Below are 26,911 nucleotides of genomic sequence, written 5' to 3' on the forward strand. Positions count from 1 at the left end.
TGTCCGGTTCGATGAGCGGGGTGTGGAAACGGAGTTAGGGTGAGGTTACTCGGGCACCGCCAGACGAAAGGGGCGGAGAACAGACAAACCGAACCTACTGCCACCGCGCCACATCTCGACTCTACCGGCCGGCGACATCCGCGTCAGTCTAGCGAATTCGCGCCGGCAATCCGGCCATCACGTTCCTTCGCCGTGGCTCTGCGGTCCAGATAAGCCCTGCGATTGCTGCTCCCACCGGGTCATTACATCAAGGCGGCGAAAACCATAACGCTGTTCAAGTGCGTGGCACAGCGGCGCAGCACGGACTCTCAAAGATTCCAAGCGCGCGAGAGCGCCGGTAGGTGGCGGCGCCAGTGCTTCTGTTTCCTTCCGACCACCTGCGCAAGCCCTAGTCGCGCACTCAGGCGGTTCGGTCCATTGCGTAGCTCGTCCGGGTACATCTGTTCGGCCACCAGCCCTGGGACGATCGTCGGCGGCGGGCGCACGTCGGACGGCATTGGGCGTAACGGTGTTGACTTTGTGATGGGGTTCAGTTCGTTGCCGGTATTCAAGTCAGTTCAGCCATAATGTAGAAAACGTCGCCGGAGTTCACCCGCTCATGAAGTCTCGTTGCTTGGCAGCAGTTCTCGTCGTTCTCGCTACCGGCTGCACATCGACTCCGGCGAACAATCAGCCGGCGGTCGATACGAACGCCTACATCCTGCACGTTCCAGACGGCGCACCGTCCGCTGACTCCACGTCAAGACCACCGAGACTCACTGTCGGCACCAGCTATTCCGACACGCAACTTATTCTGCCCTGGTTCCTCAATGACCTGATCGACTTCGTGAACTATCGCTAGTCTGGTGCGCGCGGGGCAAACCATCAAACAGTCCCTCGGGTGACGAGATCATATTCAGCGTTCCTTCGCGTCGCGAGGCGGTCAACGCAACGACCGAACGGCGAGAAGGGGGATTTTCGCTCGAAGCGTTATCCAACGGGCAACGGAGCGAAAGCTCATGCCGATCCGGTTCGCATCGCACGACTGGAAAGTGACTTCGGGCTAACGATTCACCGAACGAAGTCCGTACATCAGTTGGCCAACGAGGGTAAGGCTTACGAGTACGACGAGACGGTGGCCCATTTGGCGCTGTCATCGGACTACCCCGAGTCGATCCCGACGTTGCCCATTGACTGGCAGTTGCCGTGCGGTGCTTTCAAGCAGGGCGCCGGCCCGCAGTAAGGCTATGTGCAATGATTCCATCAACCTACGATTCCCGCCCGCGTCCTCACGAAGGCCGTCGGGCGTTTCTTCCTGTGCTTTTTCGGTGTGATTCGAAACGCGGAATTTTCCTTGGTATGCCCGCTTGCGTGCACCGCCAGCGGCAACAAAAGGCGCGCGGGGCGATCCTGTGGTTAGCGTGGCTAGAAACAGCGGGCGGGCGTGACGGCAGTGCTGGCGTGACAGCGCGTATGCCTCAAATCGGCCAGGTGAACTATCATGGTAGAAGCTGTATTCATCAGCGCAGGAGCACATCATGACCTCCAATCCATCCGCTGAGCCGACCGGCACCTCTCTCGACCCCGCGAAAACTTCCGCCGGCAAGACTCGCCAGCCCGATCCGAAGGGCCTGAAAAATCCGGCCCCAGACGACCTTCCTAACGCCGACGCGGCAGAGCCCGAGCCTCACGAGCACCTCCCGTCCAGAAGCGACGACAACTGATTCAACACCGCCGGTGCCGACGTCGTCCGCATGACAATCCACGCGGCAGGTTCGCGAGTGGATCGCGCATGCTTTCGCGCCGACGCCGTGAAGTCGGGGAGCGCTCGCGGTTCACGCAAATGGCTCGATGCATTTCGTCCAACAAAGTCACGGCCCAGTTTGAACCGCACAGGAGCAAATCATGCAGAACGTGCTGGTAGGTTATGACGGGTCGGCGTCCGCGCAATATGCCGTTGCTTTCGCGGTCGATCTCGCGAAGCGTTTCGACGCGCGCTTGCATGTGCTCGTCGTCGCGCGCACGCCGGACTGGGGTGCGATAGAAGTTGAGCGAAAAAGTCTGATCGATCTGGAAGTGCGCCATGCCACCGCGATCCTCGACGACATCAAGGCGAAGCTCGCCGCTTCGATCGGGGCCGTGGAGTTCGATCTGGTGGTCGGCCCGCCGGCAAAGGAGATCGTGCTGTACGCGGAGCGGCATGCTATCGACCATCTCGTGGTGGGGCATCGTGGACATACGCCGTTCGATCGCTGGCTGATCGGTTCGGTCGCCCGCCAGGTGCTCGCCTACGCGCCGTGCGCGGTCACCATCGTGCGCGATCCGGCGACGATGAAAAAATCGCGGCATGAGAGCGAAGCACCATCGGCATAAAATCCGCAAACTGCTGCAGATGATGGGCTCAGGACAAACGCGACCGATCTCGCAAGCTGGAAGCGGCTTGAGCGTAGAGACGCTGAGAACGCTTGCGTTGACGAACAAAAGCTCGCATGGCCGCGCCTATCAGCTCGCTGCCGAAACGCCGGAGCTCATGATTCGCATGCTGATCGTGGGTTACTGCTTCGGTGTCCGGTCCGAGCGACGGCTATGCGAAGACCTTTGAGCTTCCTCGACGACATCATCAACTTCGTCAACTATCGCCAGGCATCGAGCGCGTCGCGCGGCTCTTCACATGATCGATGAACGCACGCAGCTTCGGCATGATCTGGCGGCGGCTCGGATAGTAGAGAAACACACCCGGGACCATCGGCGCGTACGCCTCCAGAACGTCCACCAGCTTTCCCGTTCGCAACCCCTCGGCGGCCATCGGCTCGGGTAGCTGGGCAAGGCCAATGCCTTCGATCGCCGCGCCCAGCACGCTCGGAAAATCGCTGGCGATGAAAGGACCGGAGACGGCGATCTCGATCGGCTGGCCGTTGTCGTTGAACGACCACAACGCGAGCGCGCCGCTGGAGCGCCGCCAGCGAATGCATGCATGCTCGCGCAGATCGTCCATTTGCTCGGGGCGGCCGCGCGCCGCGAAATAGGCGGGACTTCCCACGACGACAAAACGGAACGGTGCCGTGAGCGGCACCGCGACCATGTCGGCGGCGACGAACTGACCGAGCCGGATGCCGGCGTCGAAGCCTTCCGTCGCGAGATCGATCAGCTCCTTGCTGGCCGCTATCTCCACCTCGACCTCGGGATTGGCCTTGCAGAATGACGCGATCAGCGGCTCCAGCAGGATCGGCACGACTGCACGCGGCACGGAAAGACGCAACAGGCCGGACGGTCGCTCGCCGAGTCCGCGCGCCACCTCGCTGGCGGCGACGAGTTCCTCGAAGGCGGGCTTGGCCCGAGCGAGAAAGCGCTCGCCGGCTTCGGTCAAGCCGACGCTGCGCGTGGTGCGGATGAAGAGCGTCGCACCGAGGCGGGCTTCGAGCACACGCACCGCCTGACTGACGGCCGACGGCGTCACGCCCAGTTGCGCGGCGGCCGCGCGAAAACTGCGATGCTCGGCAACGCTGAGGAAGACTTCGACGCCGTCGAGCGCGCCCTGCCTGACTGTGAAGTTCTGCTTCATAGCCTGTCAACATTGTGAGGAATAGTCACCCGCGCGAGACGATGGTACACCTAACACCTGCGCGTCCAACACTTGACAAGGAGGCACCATGTCATCGCGGCTTCTGTTCCAGTTGCACCTCGTTTTGGGCTATCTCGCCTGGCTGCTGTGCTTCGGCACCTACGTGTGGCCGAAGCTCAAGTCGATGGCTCCGTTCGACGCGCAACGCGCGATCGCCACGTTGCACAGCTTCCGCTTCTTCGGGCTCGCCTTTCTGTTGCCTGGTGTCGTCAGTCCGCAACTGTCCGCGAGCTTCGCCGTGTTCGCCGCCTATGGGGATTTCGCCACGGGGGTGCTGGCGATGCTGGCGTTGCTGACGGCCCGGATACGTCCGCTTTTCTGGTCGTTCGTCGTCGCTTTCAATCTTGTTGGTATGGCCGACCTGATCATCGACTACTACCACGCAACCGCGGCCGATCTGCCCGCGCATGCAGGCGAGCTGGGCGCCTTGTACGCGATTCCGATCATCTATGTGCCGACGCTGGCGATCACGCATGTTGCCGCCTTCTATCTGATGTTGCGCCCTCGGCTGAAGCGGCGTCACGTCCGTCCTTCCGTCGGCCGTGACATTTCCCAGGCGTAGCCTGCTGCACTGGCCGCAGTTCGGCCACGTAACGAGGAATCCGATCAGCATCGAGCGACGTTTTTACGCCTTCCACCTGCGTTATGCTGTCGGTCGTCGAGTCGATGCTCGCGGCCTGAACCAAGCAGGTGCGCAAACCCGGCCTGATGCGGCCGGGTGGTACCCTTCACTGGCACTTCCGGCTTTCGTGCATGCGACCTGATTCTCGCGTCCCTTGGCCCGACGACGCGAGCAAACGCCCGGAACGACCACTGAACTCAGCGAGGTGCCGACGTGAAATACTGCATGCTATTGCTGCCGCTCTTTCTCGCCGCCTGCGCACAGGCACCGGAAGTGACAGCGCCGGCGCCATCGGCAACCACGGCCGCCGCCAACCCGGCGTCGCCGACCGGCACCGATCTGTTGACCCGATACCACTGGCAACTGAACAACGCGATCGATCGCAATGGCACGCGCATCGATGCCCTGTTCGTCCGCCCAGACAGGCCAGTGCAGCTCGACTTCAGTCCGTACCGGATCACCGTCGTCAATAGCTGCAACAGCATGGGAGCGGGTTACACCGTCAGGAAAGGGTATTTGCAGATCGGCCCGATGGTCAGCACGATGATGGCCTGCCACGATGCCGCGCTTGCCGCACTCGACGATGCGATCTCGCAGCGTGTGCGCGGCAGCGTCAACGTGACCCTGCTCGCGCGGGACAACGCGCCGAGCCTGCAACTGGTCACCGATAGCGGCGACACGCTGAGCTTTAGCGGTGTGCCCACGGCCGAGATGCGCTACGGCGGCCCCGGTCAAATAGCGTTCCTTGAAGTGGCGGCGCAGTCCGTGCCGTGCAACCATCCGTTGATGCCGAACGCGCAATGTCTGCTCGTGCGCGATCGCTTCTTCGACGAGCAGGGCCTGGCGACCGGCACGCCTGGTCCGTGGCACCCGTTGAATCAGGATATCGAAGGCTATACGCACACGCCGGGCATCCGTAACGTCGTGCGCGTGAAGCGTTTCACAGTCAGGAACCCGCCTGCCGATGGGCCGTCGGTCGCTTATGTGCTGGACCTGGTCGTCGAATCGGAGAAGGTCGGGCAGTAATGCTTCTTCAAACGTGCCGCCAGGCACATTGGCGGCACGGCTCCCCATCAGCGTGACTTCACCCCTTCTGAATCAGCCGCCCCAGCGGCGCGAGCGGTCCCACCGGCAGGTATTCATACTTCATCAGCCCGTCAGCCACGAGCGGCAACGCGTTGAGTATTGCCTTGGCCTCGTCGACCGACCCGACGTTCATCAGGAAAATCGGTCCGGCCTTGTCGCGGAACCAGAACTGCTCGACCTTGCCGTCGAGATAAAGCTGGAGCGTGGCCGGCACCTCGTGGGGCATGTGCTGCTGGAGCTTGTCCGGGGTGAGGGTCGGTTGTGCGGTTGCGATGGCGAAAACTTTCATCAGTTCCAGATCGCGATGCCGACCAACTGGAACAGCAAGATCATGATGTTCGGCGGCGGCTACGACGGCACGATTCCCGCGCCGACAGGCAACGTGCCGGCCGGCCCGACCGCGCAACTGACTCCGCTTGGCCGCGGCTACGCGGTGTTCGCGAGTGACTCGGGACACGAGGCCAATGCGCTCGGCAGCGAGGACGCGTCGTTCGGCGTGAACGACGAAGCGATGCAGAACTTCAACGGCGACGCACTGAAGAAAACCCGCGACGCGGCCGTCTATCTGATCGACGCGCGCTACGCGGTGAAGGCGCCGAAGCGGGCGTATTTCGCGGGCGGCTCGTCGGGCGGACGCGAGGCGCTGGCGGTGGTGCAACGCTGGCCGCAGGATTGGGACGGCTCGATCGTGCTGTATCCGGCATGGGCGGCCGCGAGCCTCGATCTGCAGTTCGGCCGCATCACGCGCGCACTGGCGGCGCCGGGTGCCTATCTCGACCAGGCGAAGCGCAAGGTGCTGCTCGACACGGTGCTCGCGAGTTGCGACGCGCTCGACGGCGTTGCCGACGGTCTGATCAGCAACGTCGCCGCGTGCAACGCGACCTTCAATCCCGCGACGGCGACGCTGAACGGCGCGCCGCTGCGTTGCGCGGGCGGCGCGGATACCGGCAACACCTGTCTGTCCGACGCGCAGATCGCGGCGCTGAACGTGTACAACACGCCGATCACGTTCGGCTACACGCTCGCGAGCGGCGAGACGCAGTATCCGGGCTTCAACGTGTACGGCGCCGATCTCGGCATCGCGAATTCTTCGGCGTTGCAGCCGACAGTGACCACGCTCGCGCTCGGCATGTCACAGCCCGCATCGCCGATGCCCACGACCGCGCCGTATCTGAGCGTGTTCTGGGACCAGTGGATCCGCTACTTCGTCACGCGCGACCCGAACTACAACTCGCTCGCCGTCGATCCGCAGAATCCGGGCAGTCTGCAGGCGCGCATCAGTCAGCTGACGGGCCTGCAGGACGTCAACAAGACGGATCTGTCGGCCTTCAATGCGAAGGGCGGCAAGATCCTGATGGCGCACGGCATGGCCGACGCGCTCGTCAGCACGCGTTCGACCGAGCAGTACTATCAGCGTCTGCAAGCGACGATGGGCGTGTCCACCGTGGCGAACTTCGTGCGCTTCTACGAGATTCCCGGCTATGGCCATGCGCTCAGCACCGTGTTCAACGCCTCGTGGGATTCGCTGACGACGCTCGAAAACTGGGTCGAAAACGGCGTGGTGCCGCCCGCGCAGATCGTCGCCGATACGGCGGGCGTGCCCGGACGCACACGGCCGCTGTGCCAATATCCGACCTTTCCCCGCTATAACGGCTCGGGCGACGTGAACGTCGCGGCGAATTTCACCTGCGCAAGCCAGTAGGCGCTGTTCAACTGACGTTGAAATGCACGCGGATGTTTTGCGTGCTTTCGACGGGCCGGCCATCGCGCAGCGCGGGAAAAAAGCGCCAGCGCCGCAACGTCTCGAGCAGCAGCTGATTGAGACGGGGGTTCGGCGTCGCGTGAATGAGCTCGACATCGACCGAGCCGTCGGCGTGGATCGTGAAGCGGGCTGTCGCGATCGTCTGATAGGCCTGCTCGCGCAAGTCGTCGGGCAGCGTCGGTAGCGGTTGCGATATGGAGCGGGCGGCGGTGTTGGAGCTTGCCGAGGCGGCTGGAGCGGCGTCGCGCTGTGCGGATGATTGCTGCGATCCCGCGGCGGCCGTTTGTTCCGGCTGCTCGTCTTGCGACGGGCGTTGTGCCTGACTAGCAACCGGTGCCGACGGCGCTGCGGCAGCGGGCGTCGTCAGCGTCTGCGGCCTGGTTGGCACAGGCGACACCGCGCGATGCGCTGAGGTACGCGATTGCGTCTGCGCGTGCCGTGGCGCCTGTTCCGCTGGAACCGCAACCGGAGTTTGCGACGGACGGGATTCAGGCGGCGCAGGCTCGTCGAGCACGACCACGCGCATATCCAGTGGAGCAGGCGGTGGGGCTGGCTGACTCGACTTCAGCAACCCGGACGACAGCGCAGCCAGCACCAGAAGCCAGATACCCAGCGAGATCAGACAAGCGACGGCGGTACGCAGCGGTCCCACAACGTGCCCCCCGAACAGCTCGCGGCAAGCTTTAATCACGATGCACGGCGATCAGAAAGTGTTCGGCGCCCGCGCGTCGCGCCGCGAGCATGGCCTGCACGACCGCGCCGTGACCCGCGTGATCGTCGGCCGCGATGACGACGTTGCCGTCCGCGCGCAGCAGGCGCTTCACTTCAGGCTCGATCTGATCCGCGCGAACGACGTGGCGATTGACCGAGACCTCGTCGTTGCCGTTCACCGATATCGTCAGCGGCTCGCTCGTGCTGATCGGCTGCGCGCGTCCCGAAGGCAGGTTGATCCGCACCGCGTCGAGACGTTGCATCGCCAGCGAGGCGAGCATGAAGGTCGCGAGCAGAAAGAACATCACGTCGATCATCGGAATGATTTCGATGCGGCCGCGCCGCGAGGCGCGCGAGCGTTTGAGTTTCATCAGCGCTCGCCTCGCGCCTCTTGTTGCAGGCGCAGCGCGCTGAGTCGCGCGTTGGCGAACAGTTCGAGTTCATCCATCAGACGCTCGAGCCGCCGTGAAAAATAGTTGAACGCGAACAGTGCGAAGACCGCGACGATGAGTCCGATCGCGGTCGCCACCAGCGACTGCGCCACCCCGCCCGTGACGCCGCCCGGATCGACGAGCCCATTGCCGCCGAACAGCTGGAATGACTTCATCATCCCGACGATCGTGCCGAGCAAGCCGAGCAGCGGCGCCGCCGTGACGATCGTCTCCAGTAGCCACAGACCGCGGCCCATGTCGCGCTCGATCTGTGACGCGATCGATTGCGCCGACGCCTCGCGCAGCCACAGCGGCGAGTCTGATTCCGACAGCCACGGTGCGGCCATGCGCCGAAACGCGTGGTGCGGCGCGAGGCGGTCGAGACGGTTGTCATCGGCTGACGACGTGGGTTGCAAAACACGCGCCGGTGCGCTTGCGAAGCGGGCAAACACATACGCCCGCTCGATGATGATGGTCAATGCGAGCACGCCGAGCACGCTGAGCGGATACATGATCCATCCGCCGGTGCGCATCGCCGCGATAAAGCCTGTCCATTCCTGCATGATGATTCTCCCTGCCGTCGATCAGAAGTACTTGGTCACGCCCGCATAAACCGCGAAATGCGGACCGTACTGCGGCGCGCCGACGCCGATGCCCGAGCCGTCACGCAACTCGTACACGCGGTTGAATGCGTTGATCACCACCAGACGCGCGTCGAACTTGCCGATCATCGGCTCGTTGAAGTGCTGGATTACGCCGAGGTTGAACTGCGCATAGACGGGCAGGCGGTCGGTGTTCGCAAAGCCGCTGCGCAGGCCGGAGCCGACGATTCCGTCGAACGTGAAGGTGGTTTGGTGGAAGTCGTATGCCGCGCCGAACGATGCGGTCACGCGCTGGTCGTGATCGAGGTACACCCAGTTGTTCGAGATGTACGCCAGTTCGTCCGCACCGAAATTGAACTGCGCGGAGTTGATGTTCTTGCCTTGCGCGCGGCTATACGCGAGGTTCAGATACGCGGAGAGATTGTCCTGTTTGTAGTTGGCGGTGAATTCGACGCCATACGTTCTGCCGTACTGGTAGTTGAACGGCGTGTAGATCAGCGCGGAGCCGAACTGTCCTTCGTCGAGCAGGTCGGTCGATTTCTTGTAGTACGCGTCGAGTCCGAGCGTGACCGCAGGGCCGAGTTTCTGCGTGATGCCGAGATCGAAATAGTGGCTGCGTTCCGGCTGTACGGGATCGTTCTGCGTTACCGAACTCTGATTCGTCGTGCCGTCGAACTTCGATATCGTCGAGCCGGACACGAGTTCGAACGGCGGCGGCGTGAAGTAGCGCGCGTAGCCGGCGTGCAGCGTCGTGGACGACGTGAGCGTGTAGACGAGGCCGACGCGTGGGCTCAACTGGCTCGCGCTCGTGTACTCGTCCATGCGGTCGTAGCGCAAGCCATAGTTCAGCGTGAGCCGGTCGGTCAGCTTCCATTCGTCCTGCGCGTACAGGCTGTACAGATAGCCGGTCTTGCTGCTGCTGTCCTGGATGTTGAAGGGCACGTCGGAGAGCTGGTTGCCGTCCGCGTCGGCGGGGAACACAGACACGTTATTGTCGAATATCGCGTGTTCCTGCTGGAAGAAGACGCCCGCGCGAACCGTGTGACTGTCGTTGATGCGCCAGGTCGTATCGACCTGCACGCCGTTGGCTGTGTTGCTATGGAAGTCCTCCGATGCTACCCCGTTGAACATGAGGTCGCCGATCGGATCGGGGTTGAACTTCGTGCGCGTATAGCGCGTAAAGAAGGCGACCTGGTAATCGAGCGCGCCGCCGTTGGTGCCTTGAAGCGCGAGCGCCGCGAAATTGTTCAGCTCCGATTGCGTTTCGTTCAGTTGCGACGAATCGAACGTGCTGTGGCCGTTGAGCGCGAAGTTCGGCGTGAGCCCCGGCGTGTTCGGAATCTCGAACTGGTTGCTGGTCGCGCCGAACAACAGACTCACACGAGTGAGCGGATTGAGCAGATACGACAGATAGCCGAATGCATTGCCCTGGCGCGTGTGATCGTGAATCGCACTGGCGCTCGCCGTCGGATTCTCGATGCCGAGATTGTTCATGCCGAGCGAGCCGCTCAGGTAGTAGCTGAACGGTCCCTCGCTGCCGAACACGTCGGCGCTCGTTTTGACGGTCTGATGGCTGCCGCCGAATACGTCGATCGAGCCGCCGCTGCCCATGTCGCCCGATTTGGTGCGGATGTCGACGATACCGGCCGTGCGGTAGCCGTACTGCGCGGGCAGGGCGCCAGTGAGCAGGTTCATTTGATCGATGATGCGCGTGTCGAGCGACTGGCCGAAGCCGCTGATCGGCTCCGGAATGATGATGCCGTTGATCCGGTATTGCAAATTGGCGTGCTCGCCGCGCACGTGCAGCTGGCCGTACGAGTCGTTGGCGACGCCGGGCGCTTGCAGCAGCACCTGATTGAGCGGCGTGTTCGCGCCCGCCGGCATCGTGTCGATGTCCGCCTGCGTGAAGCGATAGACGCTGCTGCCCGTTTCGGGCAGCAAGCCGTTGCGGGCAGCGTTCAGACGTTGTGCGTTGACCTGCACGTCGAGTGTATCGCTCTTTTGCAGTTGTACGCTGACGCTTGCCGGGGCGCCGGACTGGGCGGTCGCGATGCTGCTGCCGCTTGCAAAACCGGCCGCGGTGACGACGACCGCATACGTGCCGGGCGCCACGCCGTCGATCGAGAAGTGGCCCGACGTGTCCGTGTTCGACGCGCCGATGGAGGCGCCGCTCGCGTCCTGTACCTCCACTTTCGCGTGAGCGACGGGATGGCCCGCGGGATCGGAGACCGTGCCCGTCAACATGGCGTTGCCGGGCGCACCCCATGCGTTCGAGATGGCGGTACAGAACACGATCGCCGCCTGTGCGGTCAGTGTGCGGTTTTTCATTGTTGTTGCTCGCGCTAAGGACGATGCGTTGATGAACAGAAGCGTTCGGCAAAAGCTCGCCCACCTCGCCCCTGGCCGGCAGGGGAAGGACAGGCGAACTGGAGGTTGACGACGCGCGATAGCAGGCCCGTCGATCAGGCCTACTTTTCGATGAGAACGGTAATGGCGATGACGGTCATAAGTGGTCGTTGAGCATGGACTGTCCGCTCATAGGTCGGACGGATTTTGTTGGACGTCGCAGTGGGCCGGTGTGAAAAACGGCAGGGCTGGAGCGCCAATTTTTGGTCATGTTATAACATAACAATTACAGCTGGCAAGTCGCAAGATGAAGGCCGCCGTAGCGCAACGGCTGAGGCATTTGCCCGTTGCCATTCGAAAAACTTGACACAGTGCATATGCACACATAAACTTCGCTCCATGAACCGTCCTCTCTCCTACGACGAATGCAACTGCTTCGCGCTGCGCCAGGCGGCGCGGCACGTCACGCAGATGTACGAGCGCCATCTCGGCGGCGTCGGGCTGACCGCTGCGCAGTTCACGATCCTCGCGAAGCTCGCGCGCACACCGAACCTGCCTATGGCGGAGCTCGCTGACGCGATGGTGATGGAGCGCACCACGCTGGTCCGCGCGATGAAGCCCCTGCAGCGCGACGGCCTCGTGCTGGCCGAGGCGGCGGACCACGACAACCGCACGTTGCTGTTCAGCCTGACGGAAAAAGGCGAGACGACGTTCGATCAGGCCTCCGTCGCATGGCGCGCCGCACAGGACGAATTCGAAAAGAAGTTCGGCCGCGCCCGCGCAAAGACGCTGCGTACCGAGCTATTCAGCATCACCGGTTAGATCGCGCGTAGGAACCCGCTTCGGCGGGTTTTATGACGCCGCCTAATGTGCATATGCACTAACGAGCAAAGGAAGTGAAGCGAATGGAAGCGCTTTTCGACGACGACTGCTTTGCGATCCGCCAGGCCGCGCGTCACGTATCGCAGATCTACGACCGGCACCTGTCGAATGTCGGGCTGACCATCACGCAGTTTTCGCTGCTGGGGCGCCTGAAGCGCACCGGTCCGATGACGATGAAGCAGATTGCCGAGGCCATGCGCATGCAGCGCACCACGCTGGTCCGTACGATTCAACCGCTGCGACGCGACGGGCTGGTGTCGAGCGAGGCGATGGGCGCGGATGCGCGCGCGCTGCTGATCTCGCTGACCGCCGCGGGCGAAGAGCGGCAAGACGCAGGCCGCGCTCATTGGTATGCCGCACAGGCCGAGTTCGAGCACCGCTTCGGCGAGGAGCGCGCGGCTGCACTGCGCACCGAGCTGTTTGCGATCACCCGGGATACGCTTTGACATAAACGCTGAAGATAGCGGAGGCCGGCGCACTGCGCCGTTTTTTTCAATCTGAAGAGTGCATACGCACATATCGACACCATGTCCATAACTCCTTCGACCGTCGCGCCGCCAAGCGCGGTACAACCCGCCAGACAGGCGCGGCGTATCCCGTGGATGCTGCTCGCGATCCTCTCCGTTCTCGTCGTGTTGGCGCTTGCCACTTCGTACTGGTTCTTCGTCGGCCGCTTCGTCGAGAGCACCGACGATGCGTACGTCGGCGGCGACGTCACGGTGATGGCGCCGAAGGTCAACGGCTTCGTCACCGACGTGCTCGTGCACGACAACGAGTTCGTGCACGCCAACCAGGTGCTCGTGCGTCTCGATGCCCGCGACTACGACGCGCGCCTCGCCCAGGCCAGCGCTGAAGTGGAGAGCGCGCAGGCCGCCGTCACCGAACTCGAAGCGAAGAAATCACTGCAACTCGCGGCGATCAACGAGCAGGCCGCCGAGGTCCGCGCGTCGGGCGCCGAGCTCACACGCAGCGCCGCCGATGAGACGCGCTACCGCGAGCTCGTGAAAGACGACGCGGTGTCGAACCAGGTCGTCGAGAAGGCCGACGCCGATCTGGCCAAAGCGCGCGCCGCGGTCGATCGCAGCAGCGCGGCGCTGCTCGCGGCGCAACGCCAGATCGCGGTGCTCGACGCTCAGATCGGCGACGCGAAAGCGCACATCGCGACCGCGCAGGCCGCGCAGCGCGTCGCCGCGTTGAACGTCGAGTACACGACGATCCGCTCGCCGATCGATGGCTATGTCGGCAATCGCACGGCTCGCGTTGGGCTGCTCGCCAACATGGGCGTGTCGCTGCTGACCGTCGTGCCGGCGAGCGGTTTATGGATCGACGCGAACTTCAAGGAAGATCAACTGCGCAAAATGCATTCGGGCGACAGCGTCGACGTCGAACTCGATGCGTCGAGCACGACGCTGCACGGCGTGGTCGACAGTCTTGCACCGGCGACCGGTGCGACCTTCAGCGTCTTGCCCGCGGAAAACGCGACCGGCAACTTCACGAAGATCGTGCAGCGCGTGCCGGTGCGCGTGCGCCTCGACGTGCCGAAGGACATGCAGGGCGTGCTGCGTCCGGGCCTGTCCGCGACCGTGAAAGTGCACCTCGATGCGGGCCATCCGGCCGCGCAGGGATGAACCGATCATGACTCACGCTTTTGACAACCCCGCCGACCAGCCGACCCGCACCAAGGTCTTCGCATTCGCGCTGATGTGCGTCGGCTTTTTCATGGCGACGCTCGATATCCAGATCGTCGCATCGTCGCTGCGCGATATCGGCGGCGGACTGTCCGCCAGTCAGGATGAACTCTCCTGGGTGCAGACCTCGTATCTGATCGCGGAGATCATCGTGATTCCGATGTCGGGGTGGCTCACGCGCGTGTTCTCGACGCGCTGGGTCTTCACCTTCTCCGCGTTCGGCTTCACGGTCACCAGCATGCTGTGCGGTCTCGCGTGGGACATCAACTCGATGATCCTGTTTCGCGGTCTGCAAGGCGCGCTCGGTGCCGCAATGATCCCGACCGTGTTCACGACCGCGTTCGTACTGTTTCCCGGCAAGCAGCGTTTGATCGCGTCGACGACGATCGGCGCGCTTGCGTCGCTTGCGCCGACGATCGGCCCGGTGATCGGCGGCTGGATCACGTCGCAATGGTCGTGGCACTGGCTGTTCTATCTGAACCTGGTACCGGGCGTCGCCGTCACGCTGTTGGTGCCGAAGTACGTGCATATCGACAAGGTCGATCTGTCCTTGCTGAAAAAGGGCGACTACTTCGGCATCTTGCTGATGTCGGGTTTTCTCGGTTGCCTCGAATACGTGCTCGAAGAGGGACCGCGCAAAAACTGGTTCGGCGACGACGTGATCGTGCTGTGCGCGTGGGTCGCGGCCATCTGCGGGTTTCTGTTCCTCGTGCATGCGTTCACCGCGAAGGAACCGATCGTCGATCTGCGCGCACTGGCGTTGCGCAATTTCGGTATCGGCAGTCTGCTGTCGTTCATTACCGGGATCGGAATCTTCTGCACCGTGTTTCTGACGCCGGTGTTTCTTGCGCGCGTGCGCGGCTTCGATTCGTTGCAGATTGGTCTCGCGTTGCTGTCCGTTGGCTGTTTTCAGTTGCTCGCGCTGGCCGCCTACTCGACGCTCGCGCGCTTCGTCGATATGCGCATGCTGATGGTGTTCGGACTCGCGCTGTTTGGCATCGGCTGCTATCTGTACGTGCCGTTGACAAACCAATGGGGCTGGCAGCAGTTGCTGATTCCGCAAGCGTTGCGCGGAATTGGCCAGCAATTCTGTATTCCGCCGATCGTGACGATGGCGCTCGGTGCGTTGCCGCCGTCGCGGCTGCGCTCCGCGAGCGGGCTGTTCAATCTGATGCGCAATCTCGGCGGTGCGATCGGCATCGCGGTCAGCAGCACGATGTTGAACGACCGTCTGAACCTGCACTACGAACGGCTCGACGAACATCTGAATGCGGGCCGTCCGGTCGTCGAATCGATCTTGCAGAAGCAGGCCGAGTATCTGTCGGCCGTTGGTGGTGATGTCTTGAACGCCGCGAGTGCGGGGCTCGCCGAATTGCACGCGGCATTGATGCGCGAAGCGCTGGTGCTCGCATTCTCGGACGCCTTTTTGGCGGTGGCGCTGTGCTTCGTGGTCGGCTTGCTGAGCGTGCTGTTTTCGCGCCCGTTCGGCAACGGCGCGCCCCCGCCCGATGCCCATTAGGAGACCAACATGAAACGAATCGTGATGAAGTTACTGGCGAGCGCGGCGTTCCTGACGCTCGCGGCCTGCGCGGTGCAACCCGCGACGCACGCGGATTTGCCGCATACGGTGCAGACGCTCGCGCCGGCCGCGTGGAGCGTCGACGCGCCGCAAGACAGCGTGAACACCGATGCCTGGTGGGCGCAATTCGGCGACCCGGTCATGCATCAGCTGATCGAATCGGTGTTGACCGGCAACCTCGACGTGCGGGCCGCGGCCGAACGCGTGAAGCAGTCGCAGGACCTGGTGACGCAGAATCGCGCGGCGCTGCTGCCGGAGCTGAATGCGAACGCGGGCGCATCGACCGAGCGGCAGAACACGCCGCCGCCGCTCGGCTATGTGCGCCAGGCCGGCTTCGGCCTCGCCGCGAGCTGGACGCCGGACGTGTTCGGCGGCGAACGTCTCGCGGTGCTCGCCTCGCAGGCGCAGGTGTCGGGTAGCGTTGCGGCGCTGAACCAGTTACGGCTCGCGCTCGCCGCGAACACGGCGGCTGCGTATATCGATCTACGCTGGGCGCAGGCGCAATTGCAGATCCTCGACGACAACGAGCAGATTCGCAGCCGCGCGCTGAAGCTCACGCAGGAGCGTCTGCATTACGGCCTGTCGACGCAGCTCGACGTCGCCCGCGCGCAGAATCAGTTGCAGGACTTGCAGGCGCAGATTCCGCGTATGCAATCGGCGGTGCAGCATCAACTGAGTCTGATCGCCGTGTATTCGGGGCGAACGCCGGAAAGCCTCGATACGCTGCTGCTTTCCAACGCGCGCGAGATTCCGGTGCCTGCGCAAAGCGCGCCGCAGGTGTTGCCGTCCGACGCGTTGCTGCATCGACCCGACGTGCGCACCGCCTATGCGCTCGTCGAACAGCGTGCGGCGGAAGTAGGGGTATCGAAGGCGCAGCGCTATCCGCAGTTCAAGATCAACCTGACGGATGGGCTGCTCGCATCGTCGTACCTTGGCTTGCCGACGCTGACCGACAATCTGTTCAGCGCTGCGTTGAATGCGACGAGCCCGATCTTCAACGCCGGGCGCATCACCGCGAACATCGACGCGAGCGAGAGCCGCATGCGCGAATCGCAGCTCGGCTTGCAACAGACGATGTTGCAGGCGCTGAAGGAAGTCGAGGACAATCGCAGCGATCTCGTCAGCGGCGCGGTGCAGGTGCAGCGCCTGGCCGGTGCGCTCGATGCGTCGAATCACGCGCTGCGTTTGTCGACCGAGCTGTATAAGGGCGGTGCGTCGAGCTTCCTCGATGTGCTCGACGCGCAGGAAGCGTATCTGCGCGACTCGGAGTCGCTCAACCAGGCCCGACGCGAGCATGCGCTTTCGGCGATCGCGCTGTACCGGTCGCTGGGGGGCGGGTGGGAGCAGGGGGAAACGGTGGCGGCGCAGTGAAGGCAGCGAGGCGCGTGACGCTGAACCGATCCCCCAATCTTTGCTACATTCCTGCACAAGCACCGAATACGCGGCACCATGAAGATGCGTCCGCCAGCGACGCGCATGATCGGCAAATCGAAATCTTTCAAGAGGCTCAAGATGCGAATTCTGGTAGTAGGAGCGGGCGCGGTAGGCGGTTATTTCGGCGGACGTCTGGCCGCGGCGGGGCAGGACGTGACCTTCCTCGTACGCGCCGGTCGCGCGGAAAAGCTACGGAGCGACGGCCTCGTCATCAACAGCCCGCGCGGCAATCTCCAGTTGCCCGACGTGAAGACGATACTGGCCGGTGTCGCCGCCGAGCCGTTCGACCTCGTGCTGCTGAGCTGCAAGGCCTACAGTCTCGACGACGCGATCGATTCGTTCACGCCGTTCGTCGGCGAAGACACGCTGATCCTACCGATGCTCAACGGCATGCGCCATATCGACGTGCTGACCGCGAGCTTCGGCAAGGAGCGCGTGCTCGGCGGTCAGTGCGTGATCGCCGCGACGCTCGATGCCGAGCAGCACATCGCGCATCTGAACGACATGCACGCGATCACGTTCGGCGAACTCGTGGGCGGCACCTCGGAGCGCACCGAGGCGATTGCCGATGCAATGTCCGGCGCGAACTTCGACGTCGCAATCAGCGACAACATCCTGCTGCGCATGTGGGAAAAATGGGTGTTCCTCGCCACATTGGCCGCGAGTACGTGCTTGATGCGCGGTTCGGTCGGCGATATCCTGGCTGCGCCGGACGGCAAGCGCGTGATTGAGAATCTGCTCGGCGAATGCCGCGCGGCGGCCGAGCACAACGGCTTCACGATGGCCGCGGACTTCGACGTGCGCGCCACCCAGGTGCTGCTGACGCCGTCGCCGCTGACCGCGTCGATGCTGCGCGACGTCGAAAACCGCTCGCACACCGAGGCGGATCATATCCTCGGCGACCTGATCTCGCGCGGCGGCGACGCGCAAAAGGGCGAACACGGCGTGTCGCTGCTGCGCATCGCCTATAGTCATCTGAAGACGTACGAAGCTCGCCAGACCCGCACTTCCTGACGGCTCGCCGCGGCCGACGCGAACGCGGATCGGGCGGATGGCGCGACGCACGCGAGCGCCGCCGCAACCTGACGATCGGAGGTCAAGCATGCCGGCTCCAACTGGATCGGTGCCCGCGCTTAGCGCCGCTTCCGCGACCGTGTTCTCGATCGGCATCGTGTTTCTCGGCTACTGGGGTATGTATGAGCCGACTGCCTGGCACAAGGCCGACGTCGCGGTCTTTGTGCTCGCGCTGGCCGGCTTCGCGTGCCTGGGCCTCGTGCCATGGATGGCGACGAGTCCCGTCGAGCCGGAGAACAGCGACTCACGCGTGCGTATCGCGCGGCATCTGTTTCTCGCGGGCGTGACCGCAATCTGGCTCGCGGTGGCGGTCTCCGTGATCTTCTGAAGCTCCGCGAAGACGCGCCGCCGCTTACTCCGGCATCTTTCTGAACGAGACCGCAATGCGGTTGCAGCCGTTGATCGCAACGATCAGCAGCGTCAGGTCGCTGATTTCCTGCTTGCTGAAATGCGGCTTCACCGCGTCCCATACCGTATCCGGCACGCGCGTTTGCGCGACCAGCGTCACCGCCTCCGTCGATTCGAGCGCCGCGCGTTCGCGCGTCGGGCGCCCGTGGCGGTAAGCTTGCGTTCGCCACTGGTCGGTCGAAATAACCATTTCGCCGTTATTTGAGGTAACCACCCGAATGGACATTCACATCGCGGTCGAAGGCCATCACGATCTGTCCGGACAGATTTATCGGCAGTTGCGCGCGGGCATTCTCGAAGGGCGCCTTGCCGGCGGCACGCGTCTGCCGTCCACGCGCGATCTCGCGACGCAGCTCGGTGTGTCGCGCAAGACCACGCTCGACGTATTCGAGCGGCTGCTGTCAGAAGGTTATCTGAGCGCCCGCGCCGGTTCGGGCACCTTCGTCGCCGACGGACTCGAACGGTTGCCGGCCGAGCGTTCCGCGCACGCGCGCGCGGCGGCTCGTTCGCGCGAGCGGGCCGCCGCGCAAGCGAAGGCCGCCGCGCGCGCGCAGCCGCTGTGGGAGCAGATGCCCGACAGTCTGCCGTTGCCGCGGCCGTCGGTGCTGTCGCCGCTCGACTTCATCGGCGGCGCGACCGACAAGACGCTGTTTCCCTTCGACGTCTGGCGCCGCTGCGTGAATCATGCGCTACGCGGCCAGGCGCGCAGCCCCGGCACCTATCGCGACGCCGCGGGGGAGCAGCAGCTGCGGCTCGCGATCTCGCGCTACCTCGCTTTCAACCGTGCGGTGTCGAGCAACTGGGAAGACGTGATCGTCACGCAGGGCGCGCAGCACGCGCTCGATCTGATGGCGCGCATCACGCTGCGGCCCGGTGAAATCGCGGCCATCGAAGACCCCGGCTACCCGCCCGCGCATGCATGCTTCAAGGTGACCGGCGCGCGCGTGGTGCCGGTACCGGTCGATCGCGAAGGCCTGATCGTCGGCAAGCTGCCGGACAAGGCGCGGCTCGTCTACGTGACGCCTTCGCATCAGTTTCCGCTCGGTATGCCGATGAGCCTCGAGCGTCGCGTCGAACTGCTCGAATGGGCGCAAAAGCGCGGCGCGGTCATCATCGAGGACGACTACGACTGCGAGTACCGTTTCGAAGGCCGGCCGATGGAGCCGCTGAAGAGTCTCGATCGCGCCGGCCTCGTCGCCTACGTCGGCACGTTTTCGAAGACGATCTTCCCCGAGCTGCGGATCGGCTACCTGGTGCCGCCCGCGTCGTTGCACGGCCCGTTGCTGAAGGCGCGGCAGATCGCCGATTGTCACGGCTGCACGCTGACGCAAACGGCGCTCGCGTCGTTCATGCTCAATGGCGACTTCGCGCGCCATCTGCGGCGCATGCACAAGGCTTACGCGGCCCGCCGCGCGATGCTGCTCGAGCATCTGCAAGGCGGTCTCGCGCGCTGGTTCGAGCCGATCGTGCCGACCGCCGGCATCCATCTGGCGGCGCGGCTCAAGGGGCCGTTGGCGTCGCTCGGCGAAGAGGTGCTCGTTGCCGCCGCGCGTGAAGCGTCGATCGGCCTCTATGGACTCGCGCCATTTCACCATCGCGTGACACCGCAGCCTGGGTTGATCTTCGGCTATGGCAGCATCGCGGCCGAACATATCGACACGGCGCTGACGACGCTCGCCGACATCCTGCAGCGCATCGCACGCTGAAACGGAGCTCGCCGCAAGCGAGGCGTAGGCATCGTCGAAACGTTGGGGGGTGCGTTGCTTGACGCGTCAAACGAAGAAAATGCCCTGTTTCAAGGGGCGAAAACACCGGCTCGCCCCGACGCAACCGCCTCGAAACCACGGCCGAAACGAACTGTAACGAGCGTTACTCCTGCATGTCAAAGAGCTCGCCGCGCACGTTTTAGGCGCTAAAACAGGGACTAAAACATGTTGCACCGTCGGCGCCGCGCAAAAAACTTCATCGCAATACATAAAAGAGTCGCGCAAATCGCTTTAGCGCTTGTAGAATCCGGCGTTGAAGCGTGCACATACGGTGTGCGCTTCGAGCAATTCACTGACCACAACAGGTAGGAGAAACATGCCGACTTCCGCAAAAAAGGTGGCCAAGAAGGCTGCTGCCCCGGTACCGACCAAGAAGGTTGCTGCAAAGAAAGTTCCTGCGAAGAAAGCCGTCGCAGCCAAGAAGGTCGCCGTGAAGGCGTCTGGCGCACCGTCGCCGATCAAGGACACCTTCACGAAGGCCTCGTTGGCAGCTCACATCGCTGAACGCGCTGCAGTGGAACCGAAGACCGCCAAGGCCGTGCTGGCCGCGCTCGAAGACACGATCCTCGGCACGGTGCACAAGAAGGGCGCTGGCGAATTCACGCTGTCGGGTCTGCTGAAGATCGTCGTGCAGGCTGTGCCGGCGAAGAAGAAGCGCTTCGGCAAGGACCCGTTCACGGGTGAAGAGCGCTGGTTCCCGGCCAAGCCGGCCAGCGTGCGCATCAAGACACGCGCGCTGAAGAAGCTGAAGGACGCAGCGGCAGCCTGAACGCGTTGCTCGCACGACTCAGGCGTCGGCATGGCGCTGTTGTGTTTAACCATGCCTGACGTTTGAGTGCGTGAAAAAGCGCCTGCATGCAGGTGATCGAAGTCCCCGTGGATGAAGATTCACGGGGACTTTTTTTATGCGCTCGCTTCGTAGTGCGCGTCGAGTCCATTGGCGAAACGGCAAGCGCGCCTCTCATAGTGTGCTCCCTGATGGCGCACACGCACCTGACTGGCGCATCATGAGCCACGACAGTACGATCAAGGCAATCCGACGCCCTGCGGATGCGCCATTAGCGGGCACGTCAACGCGCTCTATCCCGACACATTCAATGGCATAACGCTTGCTTGATCGAAGGTCGAATACCGAATGCGCAGCGCATTCGCCTTCTATTTGACAACAAGACTGGGGCTGACATGCGATGCTATGACGAGATGCGCCATCACGCCGATGGCGTACGGCCGCATTACGCGCGCTTTGAGCGATGGTTGGACAGTCAGGGCGATGAAGCGATCGCACGCAAGCGCGCGGAAGCGGACCTGCTGTTCCGGCGCGTCGGCATCACCTTCGCAGTAAACGGCGATCTGTCAGGCACCGAGCGGCTGATTCCCTTCGATCTGATTCCGCGCATCATCCCGCGCGGCGAATGGCAGACGCTCGAAGCGGGTTTGCGACAGCGCGTGCAGGCTCTCAATCTGTTTATCCACGACGTCTATCACGATCGCAACATCGTGCACGCGGGCATCGTGCCGGCCGACCAGGTCTATACCAACGCGCAGTATCGTCCCGAGATGCAGGGCGTCGACGTGCCGCTCGGTGTTTACGCGCATATCGCGGGCGTCGACGTGGTGCGCGCCGGCGATGAAGGCGAATTCTACGTACTCGAAGACAATCTGCGTGTGCCGTCGGGCGTGTCGTACATGCTCGAAAACCGCAAGATGATGATGCGGCTCTTCCCCGAACTGTTCGTGCAGAACCGCATCGCGCCGGTCGCGCATTATCCCGACCTGCTGCTCGATACGCTGCGCTCGGTCGCGCCCGCGGGCGTCGACGATCCGGTCGTCGTCGTGCTGACGCCGGGCATGTACAACTCCGCGTATTTCGAGCATACGTTCCTCGCGCAGCAGATGGGCGTCGAGCTCGTCGAAGGCAAGGATCTGTTCGTCGACGACAACTACGTGTTCATGCGCACCACGCAAGGACCGAAGCGCGTCGACGTGATCTACCGGCGCGTCGACGACGATTTTCTCGATCCGCTCGCGTTTCGCCCCGACTCCGCGCTCGGCGTACCGGGTCTGCTCACCGCCTATCGCGCCGGCCGCGTCGCGCTCGCGAACGCGATGGGCACCGGCATCGCCGACGACAAATCGATCTACCCGTACGTGCCGGACATGATCGCGTTTTATCTTGGCGAAAAGCCGATTCTGAACAACGTACCGACCTATCAGTGCCGTAAGCCCGAGGATCTCGCCTATACGCTCGCGCATCTGCCGGAGCTGGTGGTCAAGGAAGTGCACGGCGCGGGCGGCTACGGGATGCTGGTCGGCCCCGCCTCGACGAAGGCCGAAGTCGAGGCCTTCCGCGAGCGGCTGATCGCGCGTCCGGCCGGTTATATCGCACAGCCCACGCTGGCGCTGTCCGCGTGTCCGACTTTCGTCGAATCGGGCATCGCGCCGCGCCATATCGACCTGCGGCCGTTCGTGCTGTCGGGCAAGACCACCACGATGGTGGCGGGCGGCCTCACGCGGGTCGCGTTGCAGGAGGGCTCGCTCGTCGTCAATTCATCGCAGGGAGGCGGGACCAAGGACACCTGGATGGTCGACTGACGCGGTTGCCGCCGCGCTTTTCGCCTCGCTCGCAACAGAGCAGAGCAGGGCGCGACACTCGCAACCTGATGCGCGCTGGCGCTCAACGGATAACCAGCGCGGACCTTCGTCGCTGACGAAGGGCTCGCGCGTTCAGATCACAGACATGGAACGTCGTCATGCTTAGCCGAACCGCCGATCACCTCTTCTGGATGGCCCGCTATATGGAGCGTGCGGAGAACACCGCCCGCATGCTCGACATCAACCTGAAGGCGCAACTGCTGCCGCAGACGGCCGAACAGGAGGCTCGCGCGCAGCGCTCGGTGCTGCGCATCTCCGAGCTCGAAAGCGCCTTCGCGCAGCGCTACGACGAACCGACGCGCGAGCACATGCTCGATTTCATGATCGCCGACGCAAGTAATTCGTCGAGCATTCATTCGTGCCTGCAGGCCGCGCGTGAAAACGCTCGCGCGGTGCGCGGCACGCTGACGACCGAGTGGTGGGAAACCATCAACGACACGTGGCTCGAATTCAACGAGCGGCTCGCGAGCGGGCAGGCCGCGAGCAATCCGGGCTCGTTGTTCGAGTGGGTCAAGTTCCGCTCGCATCTGTCGCGCGGCGTGACGATCGGCACCGCGCTGCAGGACGACGCGTTCTTCTTCACGCAGCTAGGCACGTATCTGGAGCGCGCCGACAACACCGCGCGGATTCTCGATGTGCGTTTCGCGAACGTCGAGCCGAATTCACGCGACGCGGCGCGCCAGCTCGAGGACTTCTATTACTGGACCTCGATCCTGAGTTCGGTGTCGGCGCTCGAGATCTACCGCAGGGTATATCGCGACGTCGTGACGCCCGCGCGCGTCGTCGAGCTGATGATCCTCAATCAGCAGATGCCGCGCTCGCTGCTCGCCTCGCTCGACGGCGTGTGCAGCAATCTCGCAATGCTGCGCACATCGGGCTCGAACCAGTGCGAGCGCTTCGCCGGCAAGCTGCGCGCCGAGCTGTTGTATGCCGACATCCGGCAGATTTTCGAAAGCGGTCTGCACGCCTATCTGACGCAGTTCCTCGCTCGCGTGTTCGATCTGGGCAATCTGGTGGCGCGTACTTATCTGATGCTGCCAGTGGCCTGACGGAGTTTTCTCATGTACCTGACGATCCGCCACGACACCTCCTACCGCTACGAAGCGACGGTTCACTATTCGATCCAGCAGTTGCGCCTGACGCCCGCGAGCGGCGCCGGACAGACCGTGCGGCGCTGGAACATCGACGCGCCGGGCAAGCTCGACGCGACGCTCGACGCCTACGGCAACGTGCTGCACACGCTCGTCATGAACAAGCCGCACGACGAGATTCATCTGCGCGTGTCGGGCGAGGTGGACACGATGCCGCTCGTCGACGGCGTGCTGGGTGATCCGCCCGGCCCGATTCCGCTCGAGCATTTCACCTGCGCGACGCGTCTGACCGAAGCCGACGGCGCGATCCGCGAACTGGCGGAGTCGGTGGCGAATCTGGCGAGCCCGGCAAGCCTGCTCACGCTGTCCGAGCAGATCGTGCAGCGCGTGCAGTACCGGCCCGGCGTGACCGAGGTTACGAGCACGGCCGCCGAGGCGCTCGCGCTCGGCAACGGCGTGTGTCAGGACCATGCGCATCTGATGCTCGCGTGCTGCCGCGCGCGCGGCGTGCCGGCGCGCTACGTGAGCGGATATATCGAACCCGGCGACGTGCCGCATGGCGCGAGTCACGCGTGGGTCGACGTTTGGCTCGAAGGCAAAGGGTGGATTTCGATCGACGTCACGCATGCCGGGTTTGCCAGCGAGATCTACTGCCGGCTCGCGGTCGCCCGTGACTATGAGGCCGCGGCACCGGTGCGCGGCCGACGCATCGGCGGACTCGAAGAGGAGCTTCACGTGGCGGTGGCGGTCAGCGCGCAGATGTCGCAGTAGCCGCATTGCAACGCCAACGCGCGCGACCGCATTTAACATTCCTGCCACGTGTTCGGAATCAGCTGCCAAAAGGTTGCAAAAAAGGCTGCAAAAAAGGGCCGTAAACACGGATAAAAGGCGCCTGTGCGCCGCATTACAATAGCCCCGTTCCTTTGCCTTCCGCGGATCCCTTATGACTTACTGCGTAGCGATGGCCGTCAACGACGGCCTCGTATTTTTGTCCGACACGCGTACCAATGCGGGCGTCGATCACATCAGTACCGCGCGCAAGATGTCGGTGTTCGAGCAACCCGGCGAACGCATGCTGGTGCTGCTCGGCGCCGGCAATCTGTCGATCACGCAAGCGGTGCTGCACGAGCTGTCCGAGCCCGCCGATACCAGCGAGCCCACGCTGTGGAGCGTGCCGACCATGGCGGACGCCGCGCGCGTGGTCGGCAGCGCGGTGCGTCGCGTGCATGAGCGCGAGGCCGAGGCGATGCAGAAGTTCGGTGTCGACTTCAATTGCAGCTTCATTCTCGGCGGCCAGATCGCGGGCAACCGGATGCGCCTTTTCATGATCTACGCGGCGGGCAATTTCATCGAGGCGTCGGCCGTGAATCCGTATTTCCAGATCGGCGAGGCGAAGTATGGCAAGCCGATCATCGACCGGGTGCTGACGCCGTCCACACCGCTCGACGAGGCAGCGAAGTCCGCGCTGATCTCGATGGACTCGACGCTGCGCTCGAACCTGTCAGTGGGCTTGCCGCTCGATCTGCTCGTGTACGAGAAGGATGCGCTGCGGGTCACGCGGTTCGTGTCGATCGATCGCGACAACGCGTACTTCGACATGCTTCACCGCACGTGGGGCGAGCGTCTGCGCCAGGTGTTCGCCGAGATTCCCGATCCGGACTGGCAGCGGTCGCTGGATGCGCCGTCGCCGCAGTCGGAGCGGGCGCTGGTGCTATATCGCGCGCCGGTCGGCGCCGATGGCGTCGAGCATGAGCACGATGTGTCGCCCGCGCAGATTCTCGCGCAGGCCGACAAGGGCAAGGCGCAGCGGCGCTAGCTGCGTTGGGTTCGGAGCGCGGCTCAGGCTCGCTTGGGCCCGCACCAAAACCTCAGGACGAAAAAAAACCAGCCATCGGCATCGCCTCTGGCTGGTTTCTGGTCTCTGGCTACGCAGCCCGTCGGCTGCGTAGCAGGTCCGATTCGAAGTCCGATTAGAACTTGTGACGGATACCAACGCTGACCATGACCTGGTTGTTGGTGCTCGACTGGTTGCCATACGAACCGATCGAAGCCGTGGACGAAACGAGTGCGCCCGTAGCCGGATCACGCTGTTGGCCGCTTGCATGCTGCCATGCGGCGACCGTGTACAGGTCGGTGCGCTTCGACAGCGAGTAGTCGCCGCCCAGCGAAACCTGGTTGTACGTTGCCACCGCGTCGCCCGTACCGCGGGTGTACGCGTAGCCGATACCCAGCAGGGCTGCCGGCGTGATCTGGTAGCCGACGTACACGCGGCCGACGTTGAAGATCTGCGTCGACGTGAACGCCGATTGTGCGTCCGGCTTGTAGCGCGCGTTGCTGTACGACAGGTTAGCCGTCAACGGGCCCGTCACGTACTGAGCAGCTGCCGAAGCGATACTGATCGACTTCGCCGTGGTGTAAGCCTGGTTGATGCCTGCGTTGTCCGGGAAGTTCGTGTCGAACGTAGCGCCAGGGACCGTCGTGCTGTTCCAGCCCGTGCGGACAGGAAGGTTGGTGCTTGCGTTGTCAGTCCTCAGGTAGCCACCCGCGACGCTGAACGGACCCGTTGCGTACGTTGCTGCGCCGGCCCACGTTTGACCCGAACCCGTCGCGCCTGCGACGCCGCCCAGAGCGTACATGCCTTCGACCTGGAAGCCCGACCACACCGGCGACACATACTTCAGCGAATTGTTCACGCGGAAGCTGTTGTCGTTGTTGTCGACGTCACCCGGCGTAGCGAACGTGCTGCCGAAGTAGTTGTCGCCCGTCAGCGGCTGGATCATGTCGACCAGCGGGTCGTATTGACGACCAGCTGTAAAGGTGCCCCAAGAGTCGCCCGTCAGACCGACGTAAGCCTGACGACCGAACATCAGGCCGCCTTGACCGAGCTTGCCGTTGTTGATGTCAAAGCCGTTTTCCAACTGGAAAATTGCCTTCAGGCCGCCGCCGAGGTCTTCCGTGCCCTTCAGGCCGAAACGGTTACCTTGCAGGTTGCCGCCAAACATGTGTACGAGGCTACCGCCGTTGGGCGTAGCGTTGTTCACGTACTGGACCGATTCATCCAGCACGCCATACAGGGTCACGCTGCTTTGGGCGTGAGCGATACCGGCGACGCCGAGGAGCGCCAGCGAGAGGGTAGACAGTGCGATTCGTTTCATCCATTTCTCCACGCAGATGAT

General features: G+C 63.6%; 25 protein-coding genes and 3 pseudogenes. 20 read left to right on the plus strand and 8 right to left on the minus strand.

All coding sequences use genetic code 11. The annotated features are described in order from the left end of the window. Positions 1-613 precede the first annotated feature (613 nt). The 4 genes and pseudogenes from F6X37_RS10135 to F6X37_RS10150 form a co-directional block, all read left to right on the plus strand. Positions 614-841 carry a hypothetical protein gene (locus F6X37_RS10135; RefSeq protein ID WP_262419850.1) on the plus strand — a complete coding sequence of 76 codons (228 nt, stop codon included), beginning with the start codon at positions 614-616 and terminating at the stop codon, positions 839-841. A gap of 676 nt (positions 842-1,517) precedes the next feature. Beyond that, the gene (locus F6X37_RS10140) at positions 1,518-1,703 is read left to right on the plus strand and encodes a hypothetical protein (RefSeq protein WP_090807171.1); all 186 of its coding nucleotides are present in this window, start codon (positions 1,518-1,520) and stop codon (positions 1,701-1,703) included. 181 nt (positions 1,704-1,884) lie between these two features. Beyond that, complete coding sequence (locus F6X37_RS10145) at positions 1,885-2,352, plus strand: universal stress protein (RefSeq protein WP_018423522.1); 468 nt, start codon at positions 1,885-1,887, stop codon at positions 2,350-2,352. A gap of 148 nt (positions 2,353-2,500) precedes the next feature. Further along, positions 2,501-2,578, plus strand: a pseudogene (locus tag F6X37_RS10150) (transposase); the annotation flags it as partial. 30 nt (positions 2,579-2,608) lie between these two features. On the opposite strand, the gene F6X37_RS10155 reads toward F6X37_RS10150, so the two are convergent. Continuing rightward, a complete protein-coding gene (locus F6X37_RS10155; protein WP_187611177.1) occupies positions 2,609-3,541 on the minus strand; it encodes a LysR family transcriptional regulator in 933 nt (310 codons plus the stop codon). Between the two features lie 88 nt (positions 3,542-3,629). On the opposite strand from F6X37_RS10155, the gene F6X37_RS10160 reads away from it, so the two are divergent. Both F6X37_RS10160 and F6X37_RS10165 read left to right on the plus strand, forming a co-directional pair. Continuing rightward, on the plus strand, positions 3,630-4,163 hold the full coding sequence (locus tag F6X37_RS10160) for a hypothetical protein (RefSeq protein ID WP_187611178.1): 534 nt from the start codon (positions 3,630-3,632) through the stop codon (positions 4,161-4,163). 273 nt (positions 4,164-4,436) lie between these two features. Beyond that, positions 4,437-5,249 carry a DUF4377 domain-containing protein gene (locus F6X37_RS10165; RefSeq protein ID WP_316251951.1) on the plus strand — a complete coding sequence of 271 codons (813 nt, stop codon included), beginning with the start codon at positions 4,437-4,439 and terminating at the stop codon, positions 5,247-5,249. Positions 5,250-5,307: 58 nt separating this feature from the next. On the opposite strand, the gene F6X37_RS10170 is transcribed toward F6X37_RS10165, so the two are convergent. Then, a complete protein-coding gene (locus F6X37_RS10170) occupies positions 5,308-5,598 on the minus strand; it encodes a hypothetical protein (protein WP_184025141.1) in 291 nt (96 codons plus the stop codon). Between F6X37_RS10170 and F6X37_RS10175 the strand changes: the two are divergent. After that, positions 5,599-7,011: pseudogene (locus tag F6X37_RS10175) on the plus strand (tannase/feruloyl esterase family alpha/beta hydrolase); the annotation flags it as partial. Positions 7,012-7,018: 7 nt separating this feature from the next. Here F6X37_RS10175 and F6X37_RS10180 read toward each other — a convergent pair. The 4 genes from F6X37_RS10180 to F6X37_RS10195 are packed head-to-tail and all read right to left on the minus strand — an operon-like array spanning position 7,019 to position 11,143. Beyond that, positions 7,019-7,762, minus strand: a complete 744-nt coding sequence (locus F6X37_RS10180) for a TonB family protein (RefSeq protein WP_316251952.1) — start codon at positions 7,760-7,762, stop codon at positions 7,019-7,021. Then, positions 7,755-8,153, minus strand: a complete 399-nt coding sequence (locus F6X37_RS10185) for an ExbD/TolR family protein (RefSeq protein WP_184007118.1) — start codon at positions 8,151-8,153, stop codon at positions 7,755-7,757. The genes F6X37_RS10180 and F6X37_RS10185 overlap by 8 nt, the downstream gene beginning before the upstream one ends. Then, positions 8,153-8,776: a MotA/TolQ/ExbB proton channel family protein gene (locus F6X37_RS10190; RefSeq protein ID WP_090807159.1), complete on the minus strand. Its 624-nt coding sequence runs from the start codon at positions 8,774-8,776 to the stop codon at positions 8,153-8,155. Before F6X37_RS10190 ends, F6X37_RS10185 begins: the two co-directional genes overlap by 1 nt. Before the next feature lie 21 nt (positions 8,777-8,797). Beyond that, positions 8,798-11,143, minus strand: a complete 2,346-nt coding sequence (locus tag F6X37_RS10195; protein WP_184063506.1) for a TonB-dependent receptor — start codon at positions 11,141-11,143, stop codon at positions 8,798-8,800. 417 nt (positions 11,144-11,560) lie between these two features. Here F6X37_RS10195 and F6X37_RS10200 point away from each other — a divergent pair, with 417 nt between their 5' ends. From F6X37_RS10200 to F6X37_RS10230, 7 genes are all read left to right on the plus strand, one after another. Continuing rightward, positions 11,561-11,983: a MarR family winged helix-turn-helix transcriptional regulator gene (locus F6X37_RS10200; RefSeq protein WP_187611179.1), complete on the plus strand. Its 423-nt coding sequence runs from the start codon at positions 11,561-11,563 to the stop codon at positions 11,981-11,983. An 83-nt stretch (positions 11,984-12,066) separates the two neighbouring features. Beyond that, positions 12,067-12,489, plus strand: coding sequence for a MarR family winged helix-turn-helix transcriptional regulator (locus tag F6X37_RS10205; protein WP_184025155.1), 423 nt, complete (start codon positions 12,067-12,069; stop codon positions 12,487-12,489). 81 nt (positions 12,490-12,570) lie between these two features. Then, entirely contained in the window at positions 12,571-13,671 is a 1,101-nt protein-coding gene (locus F6X37_RS10210; protein WP_187611180.1) for an HlyD family secretion protein, read from the plus strand. A 7-nt stretch (positions 13,672-13,678) separates the two neighbouring features. Then, positions 13,679-15,250: a DHA2 family efflux MFS transporter permease subunit gene (locus tag F6X37_RS10215; RefSeq protein ID WP_187611181.1), complete on the plus strand. Its 1,572-nt coding sequence runs from the start codon at positions 13,679-13,681 to the stop codon at positions 15,248-15,250. A gap of 9 nt (positions 15,251-15,259) precedes the next feature. Then, the gene (locus tag F6X37_RS10220) at positions 15,260-16,681 is read left to right on the plus strand and encodes an efflux transporter outer membrane subunit (RefSeq protein WP_187611182.1); all 1,422 of its coding nucleotides are present in this window, start codon (positions 15,260-15,262) and stop codon (positions 16,679-16,681) included. 141 nt (positions 16,682-16,822) lie between these two features. Continuing rightward, entirely contained in the window at positions 16,823-17,758 is a 936-nt protein-coding gene (gene panE / locus F6X37_RS10225) for a 2-dehydropantoate 2-reductase (protein WP_187611183.1), read from the plus strand. An 88-nt stretch (positions 17,759-17,846) separates the two neighbouring features. Then, on the plus strand, positions 17,847-18,146 hold the full coding sequence (locus F6X37_RS10230) for a hypothetical protein (RefSeq protein ID WP_090807148.1): 300 nt from the start codon (positions 17,847-17,849) through the stop codon (positions 18,144-18,146). A 24-nt stretch (positions 18,147-18,170) separates the two neighbouring features. Here the strand turns inward: F6X37_RS10230 and F6X37_RS10235 are convergent. Next, positions 18,171-18,359 (minus strand): annotated as a pseudogene (locus tag F6X37_RS10235) (carboxymuconolactone decarboxylase family protein); the annotation flags it as partial. Positions 18,360-18,444: 85 nt separating this feature from the next. On the opposite strand from F6X37_RS10235, the gene F6X37_RS10240 reads away from it, so the two are divergent. The 6 genes from F6X37_RS10240 to F6X37_RS10265 all read left to right on the plus strand — a co-directional run bounded on the left by F6X37_RS10240 (position 18,445) and on the right by F6X37_RS10265 (position 25,551). After that, positions 18,445-19,932 (plus strand): PLP-dependent aminotransferase family protein, encoded by a 1,488-nt coding sequence (locus F6X37_RS10240; RefSeq protein WP_187611184.1) that lies wholly within the window; start codon positions 18,445-18,447, stop codon positions 19,930-19,932. A gap of 376 nt (positions 19,933-20,308) precedes the next feature. Then, a complete protein-coding gene (locus tag F6X37_RS10245) occupies positions 20,309-20,761 on the plus strand; it encodes an HU family DNA-binding protein (protein ID WP_090807144.1) in 453 nt (150 codons plus the stop codon). 413 nt (positions 20,762-21,174) lie between these two features. After that, on the plus strand, positions 21,175-22,584 hold the full coding sequence (locus tag F6X37_RS10250; protein ID WP_090807142.1) for a circularly permuted type 2 ATP-grasp protein: 1,410 nt from the start codon (positions 21,175-21,177) through the stop codon (positions 22,582-22,584). A 158-nt stretch (positions 22,585-22,742) separates the two neighbouring features. Continuing rightward, positions 22,743-23,693 carry an alpha-E domain-containing protein gene (locus F6X37_RS10255; RefSeq protein ID WP_090807140.1) on the plus strand — a complete coding sequence of 317 codons (951 nt, stop codon included), beginning with the start codon at positions 22,743-22,745 and terminating at the stop codon, positions 23,691-23,693. Between the two features lie 12 nt (positions 23,694-23,705). Next, positions 23,706-24,506, plus strand: coding sequence for a transglutaminase domain-containing protein (locus tag F6X37_RS10260; RefSeq protein ID WP_090807138.1), 801 nt, complete (start codon positions 23,706-23,708; stop codon positions 24,504-24,506). A gap of 172 nt (positions 24,507-24,678) precedes the next feature. After that, positions 24,679-25,551, plus strand: coding sequence for a proteasome-type protease (locus tag F6X37_RS10265; RefSeq protein ID WP_187611185.1), 873 nt, complete (start codon positions 24,679-24,681; stop codon positions 25,549-25,551). Between the two features lie 154 nt (positions 25,552-25,705). On the opposite strand, the gene F6X37_RS10270 is transcribed toward F6X37_RS10265, so the two are convergent. Then, a complete protein-coding gene (locus F6X37_RS10270; protein ID WP_187611186.1) occupies positions 25,706-26,890 on the minus strand; it encodes a porin in 1,185 nt (394 codons plus the stop codon). Positions 26,891-26,911: the final 21 nt, after the last annotated feature.

The sequence above is a fragment of the Paraburkholderia sp. 31.1 genome (genome assembly GCF_014397645.1).
Lineage (GTDB): Bacteria > Pseudomonadota > Gammaproteobacteria > Burkholderiales > Burkholderiaceae > Paraburkholderia > Paraburkholderia tuberum.

What these genes read in the sequence shown, in the direction of transcription:
- F6X37_RS10215 (WP_187611181.1), top strand. Translation starts at nt 13,679, where the DNA reads ATGACTCACGCTTTTGACAACCCCGCCGACCAGCCGACCCGCACCAAG.
- F6X37_RS10260 (WP_090807138.1), top strand. Translation starts at nt 23,706, where the DNA reads ATGTACCTGACGATCCGCCACGACACCTCCTACCGCTACGAAGCGACG.
- F6X37_RS10270 (WP_187611186.1), bottom strand. Translation starts at nt 26,890, where the DNA reads ATGAAACGAATCGCACTGTCTACCCTCTCGCTGGCGCTCCTCGGCGTC.
- F6X37_RS10200 (WP_187611179.1), top strand. Translation starts at nt 11,561, where the DNA reads ATGAACCGTCCTCTCTCCTACGACGAATGCAACTGCTTCGCGCTGCGC.
- F6X37_RS10190 (WP_090807159.1), bottom strand. Translation starts at nt 8,776, where the DNA reads ATGCAGGAATGGACAGGCTTTATCGCGGCGATGCGCACCGGCGGATGG.
- F6X37_RS10220 (WP_187611182.1), top strand. Translation starts at nt 15,260, where the DNA reads ATGAAACGAATCGTGATGAAGTTACTGGCGAGCGCGGCGTTCCTGACG.
- F6X37_RS10245 (WP_090807144.1), top strand. Translation starts at nt 20,309, where the DNA reads ATGCCGACTTCCGCAAAAAAGGTGGCCAAGAAGGCTGCTGCCCCGGTA.
- F6X37_RS10240 (WP_187611184.1), top strand. Translation starts at nt 18,445, where the DNA reads ATGGACATTCACATCGCGGTCGAAGGCCATCACGATCTGTCCGGACAG.
- F6X37_RS10155 (WP_187611177.1), bottom strand. Translation starts at nt 3,541, where the DNA reads ATGAAGCAGAACTTCACAGTCAGGCAGGGCGCGCTCGACGGCGTCGAA.
- F6X37_RS10170 (WP_184025141.1), bottom strand. Translation starts at nt 5,598, where the DNA reads ATGAAAGTTTTCGCCATCGCAACCGCACAACCGACCCTCACCCCGGAC.
- F6X37_RS10230 (WP_090807148.1), top strand. Translation starts at nt 17,847, where the DNA reads ATGCCGGCTCCAACTGGATCGGTGCCCGCGCTTAGCGCCGCTTCCGCG.
- F6X37_RS10210 (WP_187611180.1), top strand. Translation starts at nt 12,571, where the DNA reads ATGTCCATAACTCCTTCGACCGTCGCGCCGCCAAGCGCGGTACAACCC.
- F6X37_RS10250 (WP_090807142.1), top strand. Translation starts at nt 21,175, where the DNA reads ATGCGATGCTATGACGAGATGCGCCATCACGCCGATGGCGTACGGCCG.
- F6X37_RS10255 (WP_090807140.1), top strand. Translation starts at nt 22,743, where the DNA reads ATGCTTAGCCGAACCGCCGATCACCTCTTCTGGATGGCCCGCTATATG.
- F6X37_RS10195 (WP_184063506.1), bottom strand. Translation starts at nt 11,143, where the DNA reads ATGAAAAACCGCACACTGACCGCACAGGCGGCGATCGTGTTCTGTACC.
- F6X37_RS10145 (WP_018423522.1), top strand. Translation starts at nt 1,885, where the DNA reads ATGCAGAACGTGCTGGTAGGTTATGACGGGTCGGCGTCCGCGCAATAT.
- F6X37_RS10205 (WP_184025155.1), top strand. Translation starts at nt 12,067, where the DNA reads ATGGAAGCGCTTTTCGACGACGACTGCTTTGCGATCCGCCAGGCCGCG.
- F6X37_RS10185 (WP_184007118.1), bottom strand. Translation starts at nt 8,153, where the DNA reads ATGAAACTCAAACGCTCGCGCGCCTCGCGGCGCGGCCGCATCGAAATC.
- panE (WP_187611183.1), top strand. Translation starts at nt 16,823, where the DNA reads ATGCGAATTCTGGTAGTAGGAGCGGGCGCGGTAGGCGGTTATTTCGGC.
- F6X37_RS10265 (WP_187611185.1), top strand. Translation starts at nt 24,679, where the DNA reads ATGACTTACTGCGTAGCGATGGCCGTCAACGACGGCCTCGTATTTTTG.
- F6X37_RS10140 (WP_090807171.1), top strand. Translation starts at nt 1,518, where the DNA reads ATGACCTCCAATCCATCCGCTGAGCCGACCGGCACCTCTCTCGACCCC.
- F6X37_RS10160 (WP_187611178.1), top strand. Translation starts at nt 3,630, where the DNA reads ATGTCATCGCGGCTTCTGTTCCAGTTGCACCTCGTTTTGGGCTATCTC.